The organism is Devosia alba, assembly GCF_039938915.1.
In the GTDB taxonomy this organism is placed as follows: Bacteria; Pseudomonadota; Alphaproteobacteria; order Rhizobiales; family Devosiaceae; genus Devosia; species Devosia alba.
In genome coordinates, this window is the sequence record NZ_JBDUUI010000051.1 from 1 (window position 1) to 409 (window position 409).

At 64.5% G+C, this 409-nt stretch carries 1 protein-coding gene; it reads right to left on the minus strand.

What is annotated here, in order from left to right:
• A partial coding sequence (locus ABFY71_RS18740; RefSeq protein ID WP_347947383.1) for a transposase occupies window positions 1-409 on the minus strand: 409 nt, incomplete at both ends.

Below are 409 nucleotides of genomic sequence, written 5' to 3' on the forward strand. Positions count from 1 at the left end.
AGCACCGCCTCATGCTCCCATCGTCGGATGCGCTTCTCCTTGCCGGCCGTGCACAGGGGACGCGATGTGCAGGCACCACAGGCCTTCTGGTTGAAGTACACGCTGATGAGCTTGCCGCCTTCCTCCCTGGCAAAGCGCTTCTGCAGTTGCTGGCCAGCAGGGCAGCGATAGGTGTCGGTCTGCGGCTCATGCACGAACATGGCCTTGCCCCAAAAACCACGCGCCTGAGCTGGTGACGTATTGGGCTTGGGCACCATCGGGATGATGCCCGCATCGGCGCAGGAGCGGATCTGCTCGCCCTCATAATACCCGCGATCAGCGAGGGCGATCATCTCGGGGGCGCCGGTCTCGGCGTGGGCTGCCTTGGCCATCTCCAGCAGGTGCGAGCGGTCATGGCCCCGGTTGGTCA